At 71.8% G+C, this 16313-nt stretch carries 15 protein-coding genes; 8 read left to right on the forward strand and 7 right to left on the reverse strand.

Annotated elements, in window-relative coordinates; genetic code table 11:
- The first annotated feature begins 65 nt into the window (after positions 1–65).
- From ACZ6C1_RS01055 to ACZ6C1_RS01080, 6 genes are all read left to right on the forward strand, one after another.
- Entirely contained in the window at positions 66–638 is a 573-nt protein-coding gene (locus ACZ6C1_RS01055) for a phosphoesterase (protein ID WP_469236495.1), read from the forward strand.
- Entirely contained in the window at positions 635–2191 is a 1557-nt protein-coding gene (locus ACZ6C1_RS01060; RefSeq protein ID WP_469236496.1) for an alkaline phosphatase D family protein, read from the forward strand. The genes ACZ6C1_RS01055 and ACZ6C1_RS01060 overlap by 4 nt, the downstream gene beginning before the upstream one ends.
- Positions 2192–2273: 82 nt before the next feature.
- The gene (locus ACZ6C1_RS01065; RefSeq protein ID WP_469236497.1) at positions 2274–3239 is read left to right on the forward strand and encodes a zinc-binding dehydrogenase; all 966 of its coding nucleotides are present in this window, start codon (positions 2274–2276) and stop codon (positions 3237–3239) included.
- A gap of 60 nt (positions 3240–3299) precedes the next feature.
- Positions 3300–4640 carry a glycoside hydrolase family 5 protein gene (locus ACZ6C1_RS01070; protein WP_469236498.1) on the forward strand — a complete coding sequence of 447 codons (1341 nt, stop codon included), beginning with the start codon at positions 3300–3302 and terminating at the stop codon, positions 4638–4640.
- A 31-nt stretch (positions 4641–4671) separates the two neighbouring features.
- The gene (locus ACZ6C1_RS01075; protein WP_056794174.1) at positions 4672–4881 is read left to right on the forward strand and encodes a helix-turn-helix domain-containing protein; all 210 of its coding nucleotides are present in this window, start codon (positions 4672–4674) and stop codon (positions 4879–4881) included.
- Positions 4881–5435 carry a Clp protease N-terminal domain-containing protein gene (locus ACZ6C1_RS01080; RefSeq protein ID WP_469236499.1) on the forward strand — a complete coding sequence of 185 codons (555 nt, stop codon included), beginning with the start codon at positions 4881–4883 and terminating at the stop codon, positions 5433–5435. Before ACZ6C1_RS01075 ends, ACZ6C1_RS01080 begins: the two co-directional genes overlap by 1 nt.
- Positions 5436–5593: 158 nt before the next feature.
- Here ACZ6C1_RS01080 and ACZ6C1_RS01085 read toward each other — a convergent pair whose 3' ends face one another.
- Both ACZ6C1_RS01085 and ACZ6C1_RS01090 read right to left on the reverse strand, forming a co-directional pair.
- On the reverse strand, positions 5594–6526 hold the full coding sequence (locus ACZ6C1_RS01085; protein ID WP_469236500.1) for a helix-turn-helix transcriptional regulator: 933 nt from the start codon (positions 6524–6526) through the stop codon (positions 5594–5596).
- A 1-nt stretch (position 6527) separates the two neighbouring features.
- Positions 6528–7361: a DUF4097 family beta strand repeat-containing protein gene (locus ACZ6C1_RS01090; protein ID WP_469236501.1), complete on the reverse strand. Its 834-nt coding sequence runs from the start codon at positions 7359–7361 to the stop codon at positions 6528–6530.
- 114 nt (positions 7362–7475) lie between these two features.
- Between ACZ6C1_RS01090 and ACZ6C1_RS01095 the strand changes: the two genes are divergently transcribed.
- Complete coding sequence (locus ACZ6C1_RS01095; protein WP_469236502.1) at positions 7476–8294, forward strand: hypothetical protein; 819 nt, start codon at positions 7476–7478, stop codon at positions 8292–8294.
- Positions 8295–8304: 10 nt separating this feature from the next.
- Here ACZ6C1_RS01095 and ACZ6C1_RS01100 read toward each other — a convergent pair whose 3' ends face one another.
- The 5 genes from ACZ6C1_RS01100 to ACZ6C1_RS01120 form a co-directional block, all read right to left on the reverse strand.
- Complete coding sequence (locus ACZ6C1_RS01100; protein WP_003961784.1) at positions 8305–8487, reverse strand: DUF6104 family protein; 183 nt, start codon at positions 8485–8487, stop codon at positions 8305–8307.
- A gap of 125 nt (positions 8488–8612) precedes the next feature.
- The gene (locus ACZ6C1_RS01105) at positions 8613–12491 is read right to left on the reverse strand and encodes a multifunctional oxoglutarate decarboxylase/oxoglutarate dehydrogenase thiamine pyrophosphate-binding subunit/dihydrolipoyllysine-residue succinyltransferase subunit (protein WP_469236503.1); all 3879 of its coding nucleotides are present in this window, start codon (positions 12489–12491) and stop codon (positions 8613–8615) included.
- 269 nt (positions 12492–12760) lie between these two features.
- Positions 12761–13843, reverse strand: a complete 1083-nt coding sequence (locus ACZ6C1_RS01110) for a HAMP domain-containing sensor histidine kinase (RefSeq protein ID WP_469236504.1) — start codon at positions 13841–13843, stop codon at positions 12761–12763.
- Complete coding sequence (locus tag ACZ6C1_RS01115) at positions 13840–14577, reverse strand: response regulator transcription factor (RefSeq protein ID WP_469236505.1); 738 nt, start codon at positions 14575–14577, stop codon at positions 13840–13842. The genes ACZ6C1_RS01110 and ACZ6C1_RS01115 overlap by 4 nt, the downstream gene beginning before the upstream one ends.
- 82 nt (positions 14578–14659) lie before the next feature.
- A complete protein-coding gene (locus ACZ6C1_RS01120) occupies positions 14660–15343 on the reverse strand; it encodes a spermidine synthase family protein (RefSeq protein WP_469237147.1) in 684 nt (227 codons plus the stop codon).
- 192 nt (positions 15344–15535) lie between these two features.
- Between ACZ6C1_RS01120 and ACZ6C1_RS01125 the strand changes: the two genes are divergently transcribed.
- Positions 15536–16294 (forward strand): rhomboid-like protein, encoded by a 759-nt coding sequence (locus ACZ6C1_RS01125; protein WP_469236507.1) that lies wholly within the window; start codon positions 15536–15538, stop codon positions 16292–16294.
- Positions 16295–16313 lie beyond the last annotated feature (19 nt).

Below are 16313 nucleotides of genomic sequence, written 5' to 3' on the forward strand. Positions count from 1 at the left end.
CCCACGGCTGCTGTGATGCGCGCGCCACCCCGCACGGGGGCGACAGCAGCAGACAGGAGGCGCGTGTGAACCTGGTCGTCAACGGAGACGCGGAAAGCGGTCCCGGAGGTACCGCCGAGCCCGTCGGGACCGTCACCGGCTGGCGGGTCGCGCAGGGCGCGCCCGCCCTCATCGCGTACACCCTCGGCGGGGGGTACCCCACCGCCTCCGACCCGGGCCCCGACCGGCGCGGAAGCCGGTTCTTCTCCGGCGGGAACTCGCCCCGCACCGCCCTCGTCCAGGACGTCGTCCTGCCCGCCACCGGCACCACCGGCCACACGGCCGTCGACGCGGGGCAGGTCCGGTACACGCTGACGGCCTGGCTCGGCGGCTACGCCTCACAGGAGGACGGCGCCCGGCTGTCGGTGGAGTTCCGGGACGGCAGGGGCACCCCGGTCGCGCTGAGCGTGCTCGGACCGGTGACGGCGGGGGAGCGCAAGGGCCGTACGGGGCTGCTGGAGCGCACGGCCGGGTCACTCGTCCCGCCCGGTGCCCGCACCGCGCGGGTACTCCTCGTCCTCACCCGCACCGGCGGCGGCACGTCGAACGACGGCTACGCGGACGGGATCACGCTCACGCTCACGGGGGTGGCGGCATGACGCTCGACCGGCGCAACCTGCTTAAGGCCGCCGGCGCGGCCGGTGCCCTGAACGTCGTGTGGCCGCTCAGCGCCGGCCTCTCGCCCGCCCGGGCACGTGAGGCCGCCGAAGCGCTCGGCGCGGAGTACGACCCGGCTCCCTTCACCCTCGGGGTCGCCTCCGGGGACCCGCAGCCGTCGAGCGTGGTGCTGTGGACGCGCCTCGCGCCCGAGCCGCTCGCCGCCGAGCAGCGGCTGCCCGAGGTCGTCGAGGTCGAGTGGGTGGTGGCGGAGGACCAGGCGCTGAGCCGGGTCGTGGCCCGCGGCACGGCGCCCGCCTCGGCGACGCTCGGCCACAGCGTCCACGTGCCCGTGGGCGGGCTGGGCGCGGGGCGGCACTACTGGTACGCGTTCAAGGCGCTGGGGAAGACCAGCCGGGTCGGCAGGACGAGGACCGCGCCGGTCGGCAGCGTCCCGCGGGTGCGCTTCGCCGCCGCCAACTGCCAGGCGTTCCACGACGGCTACTACGCCGCCCATCGGGGCATCGCCCGCGAGAACGTCGACTTCGTCGTGCACCTGGGCGACTACATCTACGAGCACGGGCCCGTCGGCGGCGACCACGTGCGGGACCACGAGGGGCCCGCCGTGCTCACGCTCGCCGACTACCGGCGCCGCCACGCCCTCTACAAGGGCGACGCGTCCCTGCGTGAGGCGCACGCCGCGCACCCCTGGTTCCTGACCTGGGACGACCACGAGGTGGTCAACGACTACAGCGGTACGGGCGGCGGGGCGCCGTTCCTCCAGCGGCGGGCGGCGGCGTACCAGGCCTGGTACGAGAACATGCCGCACCGCGACGACTCCGCCACGGCCGCGCTGCCCGACCCGGAGATCCACCGGGTGCGCCGCTGGGGCGACCTGCTGGAGCTGACCGTCCTGGACCTGCGCTCCTACCGCTCCGCGCAGAACCTGGCGAACGGCACGATCCTGGGCGCCGACCAGAAGTCCTGGCTCAAGGGGACGATCGACCGGGCGCCCGACTCCTGGCACGTGTGGGCCAATTCGATCATGCTGAGCCAGCTGCGGGGCCGGCCGGGCGGGTCGTACATGTTCACCGACCAGTGGGACGGCTTCCTGGCCGAGCGCAAGGAGGTCCTGAACCACGTGCACACCAGTGGCCTCGAGGATCTCGTCGTCATCACCGGCGACTGGCACTCGGCGTTCGTCGACGACATCCGTACCGACTTCGACGACACGTCGTCACCGCTCGTCGGTACGGAGTTCACGGCCCACTCGGTGACCTCGGGCGCGTACTCCGCCGACTGGAACGCGACCAACGGCCCCCTCATGGGCAAGGCCAACCCGCACCTGAAGTACTTCGAGGGCAACCGGTACGGCTACGACGTGTACGAGGTCACGCCGGAACGATTCAGCGCGCACATGCGGGTCATCGCCGACCGGCGCGACCCCCTCTCGCCCGTCTCCACGCTCACCACCTTCCACGTGGACCGGGGCAGGACGGGCTCGTACGAGGACCCGGCGACGAAGAACAGCCCTGCGCAGTGGCGCCGGGACTGACTCCGCGACCGGCGCGGGTCTGACGTACGTCACACCGGTGCGCGGTACCGCCGCGCACCGGTGTCGTCCTATGGTCAAGGTCATGTTCGCTGCCTACGCCGCCCGAATCGACCGCGACCAGCCCCTGAACGGCCTTGAGCTGGGCGAACGCCCTGCCCCCGAGGTACGTCCCGGCTGGACCACCGTCACCGTCAAGGCCGCCTCCCTCAACCACCACGACCTGTGGTCGCTGCGCGGGGTCGGGCTCGGCGAGGACAAGCTGCCGATGATCCTCGGCTGTGACGCCGCCGGCCTCGACGAGGACGGCAACGAGGTGGTCGTCCACTCCGTCATCGGCCAGTCGGGCCACGGCGTGGGGCCGAACGAGCCCCGCTCCATCCTGACCGAGCGCTACCAGGGCACGTTCGCCGAGAAGGTCGCCGTCCCCGCCTGGAACGTGCTGCCCAAGCCCAAGGAGCTGTCCTTCGCGGAGGCCGCCTGCCTGCCGACCGCGTGGCTCACCGCGTACCGCATGCTCTTCACCAACGCGGGTGTGCGCCCCGGCGACTCGGTCCTCGTGCAGGGCGCGGGCGGCGGTGTCGCCACGGCCGCCATCGTCCTCGGCAAGGCGGCCGGGCTGCGGGTCTTCGCCACCAGCCGCGACGAGGCCAAGCGGAAGCGGGCCGTCGAGCTGGGGGCGCTGGAGGCGTACGAGCCGGGTGCCCGGCTGCCGCAGCGGGTGGACGCGGTGATCGAGACCGTCGGCGCGGCCACCTGGTCGCACTCGGTCAAGTCGCTGCGGCCGGGCGGCACACTGGTGATCTCGGGTGCGACGAGCGGCGACCGGCCTCCGCACGCCGAGCTGACCCGCATCTTCTTCCTGGAGCTGAAGGTCGTCGGCTCGACGATGGGTTCCAAGGACGAGCTGGAGGACCTGCTGGCGTTCTGCGCGGCGACCGGGGTGCGGCCGGTGATCGACGAAGTGCTGCCGCTGGACCGGGCGCGGGAGGGCTTCGAGAAGATGGCGTCCGGTGACCTCTTCGGGAAGATCGTCCTGACGACGTCTTGATGACCCGTCAGTTTTGCTGATGGGATCTCCGGCACTGTCGACCGTGCCGGAGGTCCCGTCATGCGCACCCTCGCACTCGCACTCTCCGCCCTGCTGACCCTCGCCCCCGCCACCCCGGCGACCGCCGCCGAGCCGGACATACCCCGCCTGACCGACGACCGCGGCCGTGTCCTGACGCTGCGCGGCTGGAACGTCGAGGACAAGACGCACCGAGGTGACGCGGCGCTGTCCGCCATCACCGAGAAGCACTTCCGCGACATGCGGGCCCAGGGCTTCAACTTCGCCCGGCTGCTGGTCTTCTGGGACGACCTGGAGCCGGTGCGCGGCCGGTACAGCGAGCCGTACCTCCGCAAGATCGAACGGATCCTGGACTGGGCGCACCGGTACGACATCCACGTCCTGATCGACGCCCACCAGGACGTCTTCGGCCCCGCCTTCGGCCACCGGGGCATCCCCGAGTGGGCCACCCGCACCGACGGCCTGCCCTTCACCCCGCACCCGGACGACTGGTTCGCCGAGTACTTCGAGCCGGCCGTGCAGAGGGCCTTCACGCACCTGTACGAGGACGAGGACCTGGCGGCCGCCCAGGCCCGGATGTGGCGGGTCCTCGCCGATCGCTTCGAGAACCACCCGGCGGTGATCGGCTACGACCTCATCAACGAGCCGATGGGCGAGCTGCGCCCGGGGGAGGACCTGCCGACGGCCGCCCGCCGGATCGAGCGCGACCACCTCACGCCCATGTACAACCGCCTCGCGAACGCGGTCCGTTCGGTCGACGACGACAACTGGGTCTTCGTCGAGCCGACCCCGATCGTCGGGGAGGGCGTCCCGACGGGTCTTGGCCGGATCAAGGACCACAAGGTCGTCTACGCCCCGCACTTCTACAACACCGCGATGGAGGCGGGCGCGGACTACGACCCCTCGGCGGGCTGGATCGAGTCGTACGAGGCGGCGGTGACGGCGTACCCGAAGGAGTACCGGGTGCCGATCGTGGTGGGGGAGTGGGGCCCGCTGAACAACTCCCTGCCCAACATGGGCCGCTTCTACCGCGAGGCCCTGACGTCCCTGAACCGCTACAGCTCGGGCTGGGCGGGCTATGTGTGGTGCTACGGGGGCGGGTACTGCGCGGTGGACGGCTCGGGTTCCTGGCGCACCAACAAGGAGCAGACGGCCGCGCCGTACGCGGAGGCGGTGGCGGGCCGGGTGGTCGAGCAGGGTCCGTCCCGCCTGACCTACGTCGCCGGACGCGGCGGGACCACGGAGCTCTCCCTGCCCCCGAGTCCGAGCGGCTGGCGCGTGGCGGTGGAGGGGCGCGCGTGGCTGGTCCCGAGCCCGGCCGGGCGGGTGGCGGTACGGGCGGTGCCGGGCGCGACGGTCACGGTGGTTGTCAACCGAGGTTGACGTGGCCCTCTCGTCAACGTAAGTTGACACCATGACCGAAGCGACCGATCTGGCCGCGCGTGCGGGCGACCGTGATCCCCGGGTGGGGTTGCGCGCCGTCGCCGCGTTGCGGCGGCTGCTGGAGCAGCTGGAAGCCGTACAAGTCCGAAGCGCCCGGGCCCAGGGCTGGTCCTGGCAGGAGATCGCAGCCGAGCTGGGCGTCAGCCGGCAGGCCGTGCACAAGAAGTACGGGAGGCATTGATGTTCGAGCGATTCACCGAGGCTGCCCGCGGCGCCGTCAAGGGAGCCGTCTCCCACGCGGAACGGGCGGACGCCGACTCCGTCACCGAGGAACACCTGCTGCTGGCGCTGCTGGACCTGGAGGGCACCAGGTCGGCGGCCGCGCTCGGCGCGCTCGGCGTCACGGACCGGCGCGCCTCCGTGGAGTCCGCCCTGGCGGAGGCCCGGCGGCGCGGCGGCCTGACGCGGGCGGACGCGGACGCGCTGGCGGACATCGGGATCGACGTGACGGAGATCGTCTCCAGGGTGGAGGCGGTCCACGGGACGGGTGCGCTGGCCGGCGGCCGGAAGGCGAAGCGCCGGTGGTCGGGCCACCGGCCCTTCACCCGCCCGGCCAAGGACACGCTGGAGCAGTCCCTCCGGGTCGCCCTCGGGCGCGGCGACCGCCACATCGGCGACGAGCACCTCCTCCTCGCCCTGGCGGCCCGCCCGGGTGTCGTCGCGGACGTCCTCGCCGACCACGGGGCCACGTACACCGCGCTGGAACGCGCCATGTCCGCCCGCCGGGCGAGCTGACCGCACGACTCGCCGACCCCGGCAGCCGCCCTCCGCCCGTGCGGGGCGGGAGGAGGGCGGGTGCCGGCGTGCGTGTCCGGTGGCTCCCCGTCCGGCGACCAGCGGGGCCGGGGCGGGCGCACACGCTGCCCACCGGGTGCCGGGGCCGGCGCCCCGCGCTAGTCGCGCGGGTTCTTCAGCAGCGCGACGATGTGGGACGCCGCGGTGGACAGGTGGCCGCGGGCCCGGGTGAGCTGGGCGGCCGTGACGCCGTGGTCGCGGGCCGCGTCGCGGACGTCGTCGCGGAAGCGGTCCAGCAGGCGCTCCAAGTCGCGCGCCGGGTCGGCCGATTCGGTGTCGGCGTGGGCCCACTCCGGGGTTTCGGCCGGGGTGCCGGCCGGGGTGTCGGCCGAGGGCTCGGCGGGGTCCGGCTTCCCGTACGGGGGCCAGGACGTCGTGGGGGCCGAGCCGCCGAGCAGGCCGCCCAGTCGGCCCGCGAGGTCGGCCAGGCCTTCGCCCCGCAGCACATGGTCCTGGACCTGCTGCGCGATCCGCTGCATCTCCTGGCGGGCCTTCTCCTGGGCCTCCTTGGCCTGTTGCCGTGCCGTCTGCGCCTCCTCACGGGCGCGCCGCGACTCGTCCCGGGCCCGCCGGGCCTGGTCCTTCCACTCCTGCTTGGCCCGGCGCCACGTCGCCCACTCGTCGCCCCCCGGGGGCGGTGTGCGCCGGGACTCGCCCGCCGCGGCCCGCAGCTCGCGGCGCAGTGAGCCCGCCGCGCCGCGCACGTCGTCGCGGATCTCGGCGGCGAGCTCGGAGACCGAGTCGCGGATCTCCAGCTCCAGGTCGGCCAGTTCGGCGCTGCGGCCGGCGAGCTCCTCGCGCCCGGCGTCGGTGATCGAGTACACCTTGCGCCCGCCCTCGGTGGCGTGCGTGACCAGGCCCTCGGCCTCCAGCTTGGCCAGGCGCGGGTAGACGGTGCCGGCGGAGGGCGCGTACAGGCCGTGGAAGCGTTCCTCCAGGAGCCGGATCACCTCGTAGCCGTGGCGCGGCGCCTCGTCGAGGAGCTTGAGCAGGTAGAGGCGGAGCCGGCCGTGGGCGAAGACGGGGGGCATGTCAGAGCACCTTTCCGGTGGGGGCTTCGTCCGGCCGGCGGAGCAGCGCGATGGATCCGGAGACCGTGGTGGCCTTCAGCGTCCCCTTGCCGTCGCCGAGTGTGCCGGTGATCTTCTTGGCGCCCCACTGCCCGGTGACCCGGAGGTCGTCGAAGGCGCTGGACACGGCACCCCCCGTGGTGTGGGCCTCGACCTGGGCGTTCGTGGGATGGGGCAGCCGGATGGCGACCTCGCCGGAGACGGTGGTCAGCCGGATGTCGGTGGGTTCCTCGCCGGGGTCGAGGTCGATGACCATGTCGCCGCTGACCGACTCCGCCCGTACGGAGGTACCCGCGCCCTCGACGATCGTGAGGTCACCCGACACGGAGTTGAAGCGGAGGTCTCCGGTGACCGCCTGGGACTCCACGCTCCCGGCGACGGTGTCGGCGCGGACCGGGCCGGAGAGGCCGACGAGCGTGGTGTCGCCGGTGACGCCGCGTACGTCCGTACGCCCCCGGACACCCGAGATCACGGCCTCGGCGCCGATGACGCCGACCTCGACGTCGGCAGCCGCCGGGACGGCGAGGGAGACGACGGCGCTGCGGTGCCACCCCTTCGGGTCGAGCCACTTGAGGAAGCCCTTCCAGGGCAGGTCCTCGTAGGCGATGGTCAGGGTGGAACCCTGCTGGGTGACGATCAGGGGCGGCCCCTCGATGTCGGAGACCTCCAGCCGTGCCGGGCCCTCGTCGGTGCCCACGACATTGACCGTCCCATGGACGATGCGCACATTGAGCGCCGTCACGGGTGCGTCGTCGAGGGTCAGTTTCGTCGGCTCGCTGACGGACCACTCCGGCATGGGACCTCCCTGGGACGTGACGCAACATATCGCGTCTCCTGTAGGACACGATATATCGCGGCCCGGTCAAGTCAAGCGTGCCGAATCAGGGCAAATTGCCCTAGCGTAAGGCCCATGAACGCGACTTCTCCGGGCGCGCTGCTTTTCTGCCGGACCGATGTGCCCTCCGTACGGCCCCCGGCCCTGCTGCTGCGCGAGCGGCTGCTCCTCGCCCCGGCCGGTTCCGACTGGAGCGTCCTCGTCCCCGAGGGCGCCCCGTGGCGCGACGGCGCCGAACCGGTCGACCGGGTCGCCGCGGGCTGGGCCGGCGCCCTGACCGTCGGGGTGACGTGGCCGGTGGTGGCCCTGTGGTGGGACGCGGACCGTGCGGGGTGCGTCCTCGCGACCGGCTTCCGCCGCCCCGTCGGCTACACCTGGCTCGCGGACGGCACCCCCGTCGGCGAGGACGAGGCCATGCACACCTTCGCCGCCCGCCTCGGACTCGACCCCGTCCTGGACGCCCAGGACCTCGAACCCCTCACCCGCCCCGACCGGCACGCCACCGCCGCGGCCCGCCTCCTGGGCCTCACGGCCGTCCTGAGCCGGCACGGCCTCACCCTCCCGCCGGGCCTCATGCCCGGCGAACCGGCCACCCACCTGTGGGCGGCCGCCCGGGCCCAGGGCGCGGAGCCGGTCGAATGGCAGGGCTGGCTCGACGCCGTACGCACCGAACTGGACGCCGTCGAGAAGGGACCCCTCGGCCCCTGGATCTGCGGCCCCCGCGCCCGCGCGCTCGCCACGGCCCAACTGGTGGCGGGCGTCCCCCTGCTCACCTGGGCACTCACCCGCCGCAGCCCCGGCTGGGCGACCACGGCCGCGCTGCTGATCACCCAGGGCGCGCTGGGCCTCGCCTACGACCGCCTGCGCGGGGCGGCCGCCTCCGCGCGGAAGTGACCACGCGCGACTACTCGTCCTCGTCCTCGTCGTCCAGCCGTGCCAGCCAGGTGGCCAGACGCTCGACGGGAACCTCGAAGTCGGGGTTGAGGTCGACGAACGTACGCAACTGCTCGGCGAGCCACTCGAAGGTGACCTCCTCCTCGCCGCGCCGCTTCTCCAGCTCCTCGATGCCACGGTCGGTGAAGTACAAGACGTGCTCCTGATGCCTGCTCGGTGTTGCTCCCAGGGTAGGGCGTCCCCCGGCCCGCCCGGGAAGCCGGAGGGCCCGGCCCCGCGGCATGCGGAACCGGGCCCTCGCGACCGTACGGGCGCTGATCAGGCGTCGAAGACCTCGTTGACCAGCTGGGCCTGCTCGGCCTGGTGGCGCTTGGCCGAGCCGACCGCGGGGGACGAGCTGTGCGGCCGCGAGATGCGGCGCAGACGCTCGCCGTGCGGGATGTCGGCGCCGACCGCCAGGTCGAGGTGGTCGATCAGGTTGAGCGCGATGAACGGCCAGGCACCCTGGTTCGCCGGCTCCTCCTGCGCCCACAGGTACTTCTCCGCGTTCGGGTACTTGGAGATCTCGGCCTGGAGCTCCGCACCCGGCAGCGGGTAGAGACGCTCGAGGCGGATAATCGCCGTGTCCGTGACGCCGCGCTTGACCCGCTCCGCCTCCAGGTCGTAGTACACCTTGCCGGAGCAGAAGACGACCTTGCGGACCGCGTTCGCGTCCACCGAGTCGTCACCGATCACCGGGCGGAACCCGCCCGTGGTGAACTCCTCCGCCTTCGACGCGGCGGCCTTCAGGCGCAGCATCGACTTCGGGGTGAAGACGACCAGCGGCTTGTGGTGCGGGTTGTGCACCTGCCACCGCAGGAGGTGGAAGTAGTTCGACGGCAGCGTCGGCATCGCGACCGTCATGTTGTCCTGCGCGCACATCTGGAGGAAGCGCTCCGGGCGGGCCGAGGAGTGGTCCGGGCCCTGGCCCTCGTAGCCGTGCGGCAGGAGCAGCGTGACGCCGGAGGTCTGGCCCCACTTCTGCTCGGCCGAGGAGATGAACTCGTCGAGGACGGTCTGCGCGCCGTTGACGAAGTCTCCGAACTGGGCCTCCCACATGACCAGCGACTCGGGCCGCGCGAGCGAGTAGCCGTACTCGAAGCCCATCGCCGCGTACTCGCTCAGCAGCGAGTCGTAGACGTTGTAGCGGGCCTGGTCCTCGGAGAGGTACTGCAGCGGGGTGTAGTCCTCGCCGGTCTCCTGGTCCACCAGCACCGCGTGGCGCTGGCCGAAGGTGCCGCGGCGGGTGTCCTGGCCGGCGAGCCGGACCGGGGTGCCCTCCATCAGCAGCGAACCGATCGCCAGGGTCTCACCCATGCCCCAGTCGATCGTGCCGTCGTCGATCGAGGCGGCACGGCGCTGGAGCTGCGGCATCAGGCGCGGGTGCACCTTGACGCGGTCGGGGATGTTCACCTGGGACTCGGCGATCCGCTTCACGACCTCCTGGGAGACCGCGGTGGTGACGGCGACCGGGAACTCGGCCTGCGCCTCGGGGCTCTGCGCCGGGCCGGGCTGCGAGGTGGCCTCGCGGACCTCCGCGAACACCTTCTCCAGCTGTCCCTGGAAGTCCTGGAGCGCCTGCTCCGCCTCTTCCAGCGTGATGTCGCCACGACCGATCAGCGACTCGGTGTAGAGCTTGCGCACCGAGCGCTTCTTGTCGATCAGGTTGTACATCTGCGGGTTGGTGAACTGCGGGTTGTCGCCCTCGTTGTGACCGCGGCGGCGGTAGCAGATGAGGTCGATCACGACGTCCTTGTTGAACGTCTGGCGGAACTCGAAGGCGAGCCGCGCCACGCGGACCACGGCCTCCGGGTCGTCGCCGTTCACGTGGAAGATCGGCGCCTCGATCATGCGGGCCACGTCGGTCGCGTACATCGACGATCGCGACGACTCCGGGGCGGCGGTGAAGCCGACCTGGTTGTTGATCACGATGTGGACCGTGCCGCCGGTGCGGTAACCGCGCAGCTGCGACATGTTGAGCGTCTCGGCGACCACACCCTGGCCCGCGAACGCCGCGTCACCGTGCAGGGCGACGGGCAGGACGGTGAAGTCCGTGCCGCCCTTGTTGATGACGTCCTGCTTGGCACGGACGACACCCTCCAGGACCGGGTCGACCGCCTCCAGGTGCGAGGGGTTGGCGACCAGCGAGACCTTGATCTGCTCGCCGTCCAGGCCGGTGAAGGTGCCCTCGGCGCCCAGGTGGTACTTCACGTCGCCGGAGCCGTGCATCGACTTCGGGTCGAGGTTGCCCTCGAACTCGCGGAAGATCTGCGCGTACGACTTGCCGACGATGTTCGCCAGGACGTTCAGCCGGCCGCGGTGGGCCATGCCGATGACGACCTCGTCCAGGCGCGACTCGGCGGCCGAGTCGATGACCGCGTCCAGCAGCGGGATGACGGACTCGCCGCCCTCCAGCGAGAACCGCTTCTGGCCGACGTACTTGGTCTGCAGGAACGTCTCGAACGCCTCGGCGGCGTTGAGGCGGCGCAGGATCCGAAGCTGCTCCTCGCGCTCCGGCTTGGAGTGCGGGCGCTCGACGCGGTCCTGGATCCACTTGCGCTGCTTGGGGTCCTGGATGTGCATGAACTCGATGCCGGTGGTGCGGCAGTACGAGTCGCGCAGCACGCCGAGGATGTCGCGCAGCTTCATCATGGACTTGCCGCCGAAGCCGCCGACCGCGAACTCCCGCTCCAGGTCCCAGAGCGTCAGGCCGTGCTCGGTGATGTCCAGGTCGGGGTGCTTGCGCTGGCGGTACTCCAGCGGGTCGGTGTCGGCCATGACGTGGCCGCGGACCCGGTAGGAGTGGATCAGCTCGAAGACGCGCGCGGCCTTGGTGACGTCGTCGTCGTGCGACGCGTCGATGTCCTTGAGCCAGCGGACCGGCTCGTAGGGGATGCGCAGCGACTCGAAGACGTCGTCGTAGAAGCCGTTCTCACCGAGGAGGAGGTTCGAGACGATCCGCAGGAACTCGCCCGACGCCGCACCCTGGATGACCCGGTGGTCGTACGTCGAGGTGAGCGTCATCACCTTGGAGATGCCCAGCTTGTTCAGGGTGTCCTGCGAAGTCCCCTGGAACTCGGCCGGGTAGTCCATCGAACCGACGCCCATGATGACCGACTGACCGGGCATCAGACGCGGCACGGAGTGGACGGTGCCGAGGCCGCCGGGGTTGGTCAGCGAGACGGTGACGCCGGTGAAGTCGTCCATCGTCAGCTTGTTGTTGCGGGCGCGGCGGACGATGTCCTCGTACGCCTGCCAGAACTCGAAGAAGCCGAGCGTCTCCGCCTTCTTGATGCCCGCCACGACGAGCTGGCGCTCGCCGTTCGGCTTCACCAGGTCGATCGCCAGACCGAAGTTCACGTGCTCCGGCTTGACCAGGACCGGCTTGCCGTCCTTCTCGCCGTACGAGTAGTTCATCGACGGCATGGCCTTGATGGCCTGCACCATCGCGTACCCGATGAGGTGCGTGAAGGAGATCTTCCCGCCGCGGGCACGCTTGAGGTGGTTGTTGATGACGATGCGGTTGTCGAACAGCAGCTTCACCGGGACGGCGCGGACCGAGGTGGCGGTCGGCAGCTCCAGCGAGGCGTTCATGTTCTTGGCGACCGCGGCGGCCGGGCCGCGCAGCGGCACGTACTCGGGCCCGGCGGGGGCTTCGGTGGCCGGCTGCGCCTTGGCGGCGGCGGGCTTCGCGGCCGGAGCCTTGGCCGCGGGGGCGGGCGCGGGCTTCGCGGCCGGGGCGGCCTGGGCCGGGGCGGCGGGCGCGGGCTTCGCGGCGGGGGCGGCAGCGGCCTGTGCGGGTGCCGCTGCTGCCGGCTGCGCCGGAGTGGCCGGAGCCTGGGGAGCCGGGGCCTGGCCGGCGGAGGGCGCGGCGTCGGCCGCTCCAGTGGAGCCGGTGCTTGCACCGGTGCCCGCAGCCCCCGCGGCTACGGCACCCTCACCCGCGGGCTTGTCCGCCGAGCCGGACGAGGCGCCCGGCTTGTAGTCGGCGAAGAAGTCCCACCAGGCACGGTCGACCGAATTCGGGTCCTGGAGGTACTGCTGGTAGATCTCGTCGACGAGCCACTCATTGGCACCGAACGCGGCGGCAGGGTTCGAAGGACCCTGCCCGTCTTGGTCGGTCGAGATACTCGAGTTACTGGGGGACTGAGACGACACGGCGGCAACCGCCCTCTTCCGCTTCACAAGGTGATGGACAGCGGAAATAAAGGCTACGCCTCCCTGGCCGGGACGTGCAGGCCGGGCATGCCATCGTCGCGTAGATCACATCTGAGGACGTGTTTCGGGGCTGGAAATGGCGGGAAACAAGCGTGGTTGCCCCGCGAATGGGTAGGGGAGAGCGCGGCTGCGGCCCCTGACGGCGCACAGCCTCGGGCACGTCCTGCACATGTATACGCAGAACGAACCCTTCCGGTTCGAACCCTACGTCAACCGCGGGGCTGAGGGATCCCTGGAAGAGTGACCTGAATCCGGCATCCACGTGCGGATTCGGCCACTCCGATGCGGCCGCCGTGCAGATCGACCGCCCAGCGGGCGATCGCCAGGCCCAGTCCCGTACCGCCGTCGCTGCCCGGCCCGTGCGGCGAGGGGACGCTGCCCCGGTTGAACCGCTCGAAGACCTTGTGCCGCTCCGACTCCGGGATGCCCGGCCCCTCGTCCACCACTTCCAGGTCCAGCGACTCCGGCTGCCGGCCGCGCCGCGCCCGCACCGTCACACGGCCGTGCGGCGGCGAGTGCTTCACGGCGTTGTCGATCAGGTTCGCCACCACCTGGTGCAGCCGCTCGCTGTCCGCGTGCGCGGTCAGCTCCGGCGGCGACACGTCCAGATGCAGATGCACATCCGTACGGGTATGACGGCCCGAGCCGGAGTCCAGCCCGCGCTGCGCGGCGGCCAGGTTGGCCTCCTTGAGCACCCCCGACAGGTACGGCCACACCTCGAAGCGCCGCGACCGGAGCGGTACGACACCGTTGTCGAGCCGTGACAGATCCAGGAGCGTCTCCACCAGCCGGCCGAGCCGCTCGGTCTGCTTCAGCGCGGTGCGCATGGTCTCGGGGTCGGCGGCCGAGACGCCGTCCACCACGTTCTCCAGCACCGCGCGCAGCGCCGCGATCGGCGTGCGCAACTCGTGCGAGACATTGGCCACCAGCTCCTTGCGGTGCCGGTCCACCGCCTCCAGGTCGTCGGCCATGCGATTGATCGTGGAGGCCAGGTCGCCGAGCTCGTCCCGGCGGTCGGCGCCACGCACCCGCCGGGTGTAGTCGCCGTGCGAGATGGACTTCGCCACCGTGTTCATCTCGTCCAGCGGCGCGGTCAGACCGTGCGCCACGAACTGGGTGATCAGCAGCGTGGCGATCACCGAGAAGACGGTGATGAAGCGCAGCTCGGTCTCCGTGCGCAGAGCCACCATCAGCAGGCCGGTCGTGATGAAGACCGAGACGACGACGAGTGTGCCCAGTTTGGTCTTGATCGAGATCGAGACCGAGCGCAGCCGGGACCGGAGCGACCTCATGGCGCGGGCGTCTCCAGTGCGTACCCGACGCCGTGGACCGTACGGATCCGTTCGGCACCGATCTTGCGGCGCAGCGCCTTGATGTGGCTGTCCACGGTCCGGGTGCCCGACGCGTCCGCCCAGTCCCAGACCTCCGCGAGCAACTGCTCCCGGGAGAGGACCGCGCGGGGGGTGTTCGCCAGGCAGACCAGCAGGTCGAACTCGGTCGGCGTGAGGTGGACGTCCTCACCCTTGACCCGAACCCGCCGCTGCGCGTGGTCGATCTCCAGTTCGCCGAGCCGGAGGATGCCACTGCGCGGAGTCACCGCGGCCAGCGCCGCCCGCTCCACGCGCCGCAGCAGGACGTGCACCCGGGCCGCGAGCTCCCGCATCGAGAACGGCTTGGTCATGTAGTCGTCGGCGCCGACCCCGAGGCCGACCAGCATGTCGGTCTCGTCGTCCCGGGCCGTCAGCATCAGCACCGGCACCGGCCGCTGGGCCTGCACCCGCCGGCACACCTCCAGACCGTCGAAACCCGGCAGCATGACGTCGAGGACCATCAGGTCGGGCTGCCACGCCTCGGCGGCGTCCACGGCCGCCGGGCCGTCGGTGGCCGTCTGCACCAGGAAGCCCTCGGCCCGCAACCGGGCGGAGATGGCCTCGACGATGGTGGTGTCGTCCTCGACGACCAGCACGCGGCGCTGTGTACCCGGCGCGACCGCCGTGCCGGTATGGCTGGTGTGTGTCTGCTCCATCGCCCCGCCCCTGTCGCGTCCTGCGCGAGCGTGTAGATCCGTGTGTTCGGTCAGCAGCGTAAAGGCACCGACCGCGTCCCGGCTACGCAGGGCGAACGGCGAGGTGGACCACGTCCGGTACGCCCCGGGCAACCGGGACCTCTTCGGTTCTTACCCCGCTGAACCCGGCATTCCGCAATGACTCTTCGAAATCGGTGGAGGGCCGGGCGGACCAGACGGCGAGGACGCCACCGGGGTTCAGGCGGGCCGCGCAGGCCGCCAGACCGGCCGGCGAGTAGAGGCTGTCGTTGTCCTCCGTGACGGTCCAGTCGGGGCCGTTGTCGATGTCCAGGCAGAGCGCGTCGAACGAGTCGGGGGAGCTGCGGACGTACGCGACGAGGTCGCCGTGGACCAGCACCGTGCGCGGATCGGCGAGCGCCTCGCCGGAGATCCGGGCGAGCGGCCCTCCGCGGTGCCAGTCGATGATCGCCTCCTCCCGCTCGACGACCGCGATGCGCCCCCAGGCGGGTTCGGCGGCCGCGTGCGCCAGCGAGAACCCCACCCCGAGCCCGCCGACGAGCACCGACGGGTGCGGACGGGCCCCCAGCGCTCCGAGGGCGGCGTCGATCAGCAGCCGCTCGGACCGGCCGTCGGAGGTGTCCATCAGGAACGTGCCGTTGGCGATGATCTCGAAGTCCTCGCCGCGCCGGCGCAGCACCACCTCGCCGTACGGGCCCTCCCGGCGGTCGAGCGTCACGGGGGCGTCCGGGGCGTCCGGGGGCGTCATGGCGGGGTTCGCGGGGGCCAGGGGCGTCGTCACAGGGGTCGTCGCAGCCATGATCCTCAGCGTAGCGACGAGTGGGCCGGTCGCTGTGACCTATGTCATGGACGTGACCGCACATGATCGCGTTGGCTGGGAGCAGGGTTGATCCGGACGCATTGTGCAGGGGTTTTGTGGACAGGGAAGGGCGGCCTCGCGGTGCACCAGCTCCGGACGCGCGGGACGAGTGACGGCCCCGGGCTGCTGAAGGGCATTCCGAGCCAGCGCACGTCGAGCACCACACCGGCGACGCCCCTCCCGCCCACGGCCACCGCCCCGGCCCACCCGCCGGCCGCCCGGTGGCGGCGGTGCGCGCGGCTGCTGCCCACGCCCACCGGTACGCCGTTCACCTTCGGCTACACCCTCGTCCTGGTCGCCACCTCGCTGTTCACCGAGTACGGCGACCCACGAACCGTCGCGTCGGTGCTGCACGCCTCCAGTACCGACGTCGCCCATCTGTCCCGTACGCCGCTGCTCGTGCTGGTCGCCAGCGCGCTGTGGGTGGCGGGTGGCCTGTTCTCGCCCTACGCCATCGGGTTCGTCTTCGTCCTCACGGCGCTGGAGCGCCGCATCGGGACGTGGCGGGCGGCCGCCGTGTTCCTGCTGGGGCATGTGGTGGCGACGCTCGCGACGGAGATCCCGGTCGCGCTGTCGGTACTGGCCGGGCACCTGCCCGACACGTCCCTGCACCGGCTCGACTACGGCATCAGTTTCGGCCTGATGGCGTCCGTCGGGGCGCTGTCGGGGCTGCTCAGTCCGGTGCCGCGCGGCATCGTGCTGGCGTGGGTGTCGGTGATGCTGCTCCAGGACCTGCTGGCCTTCGAGGACCCGCTCACCAACTGGGGGCACCCGCTGGCGCTGGTGATCGGCGTCGGGTGCCGGCCGCTGCTGCGCCGGACGGCCCGGTGGCGCGTGTAGGCCGTGCTCTTCCGGCCGG

This window comes from Streptomyces sp. NPDC041796 (assembly GCF_055590785.1).

Excerpts from the sequence above, each read along its gene's own strand:
- ACZ6C1_RS01115 (WP_469236505.1), bottom strand. The coding sequence starts at position 14,577 with ATGGAGCAGACACACACCAGCCATACCGGCACGGCGGTCGCGCCGGGT.
- ACZ6C1_RS01095 (WP_469236502.1), top strand. The coding sequence starts at position 7,476 with ATGAACGCGACTTCTCCGGGCGCGCTGCTTTTCTGCCGGACCGATGTG.
- ACZ6C1_RS01090 (WP_469236501.1), bottom strand. The coding sequence starts at position 7,361 with ATGCCGGAGTGGTCCGTCAGCGAGCCGACGAAACTGACCCTCGACGAC.
- ACZ6C1_RS01110 (WP_469236504.1), bottom strand. The coding sequence starts at position 13,843 with ATGAGGTCGCTCCGGTCCCGGCTGCGCTCGGTCTCGATCTCGATCAAG.
- ACZ6C1_RS01060 (WP_469236496.1), top strand. The coding sequence starts at position 635 with ATGACGCTCGACCGGCGCAACCTGCTTAAGGCCGCCGGCGCGGCCGGT.
- ACZ6C1_RS01065 (WP_469236497.1), top strand. The coding sequence starts at position 2,274 with ATGTTCGCTGCCTACGCCGCCCGAATCGACCGCGACCAGCCCCTGAAC.
- ACZ6C1_RS01080 (WP_469236499.1), top strand. The coding sequence starts at position 4,881 with ATGTTCGAGCGATTCACCGAGGCTGCCCGCGGCGCCGTCAAGGGAGCC.
- ACZ6C1_RS01075 (WP_056794174.1), top strand. The coding sequence starts at position 4,672 with ATGACCGAAGCGACCGATCTGGCCGCGCGTGCGGGCGACCGTGATCCC.
- ACZ6C1_RS01120 (WP_469237147.1), bottom strand. The coding sequence starts at position 15,343 with ATGACGCCCCCGGACGCCCCGGACGCCCCCGTGACGCTCGACCGCCGG.
- ACZ6C1_RS01085 (WP_469236500.1), bottom strand. The coding sequence starts at position 6,526 with ATGCCCCCCGTCTTCGCCCACGGCCGGCTCCGCCTCTACCTGCTCAAG.
- ACZ6C1_RS01070 (WP_469236498.1), top strand. The coding sequence starts at position 3,300 with ATGCGCACCCTCGCACTCGCACTCTCCGCCCTGCTGACCCTCGCCCCC.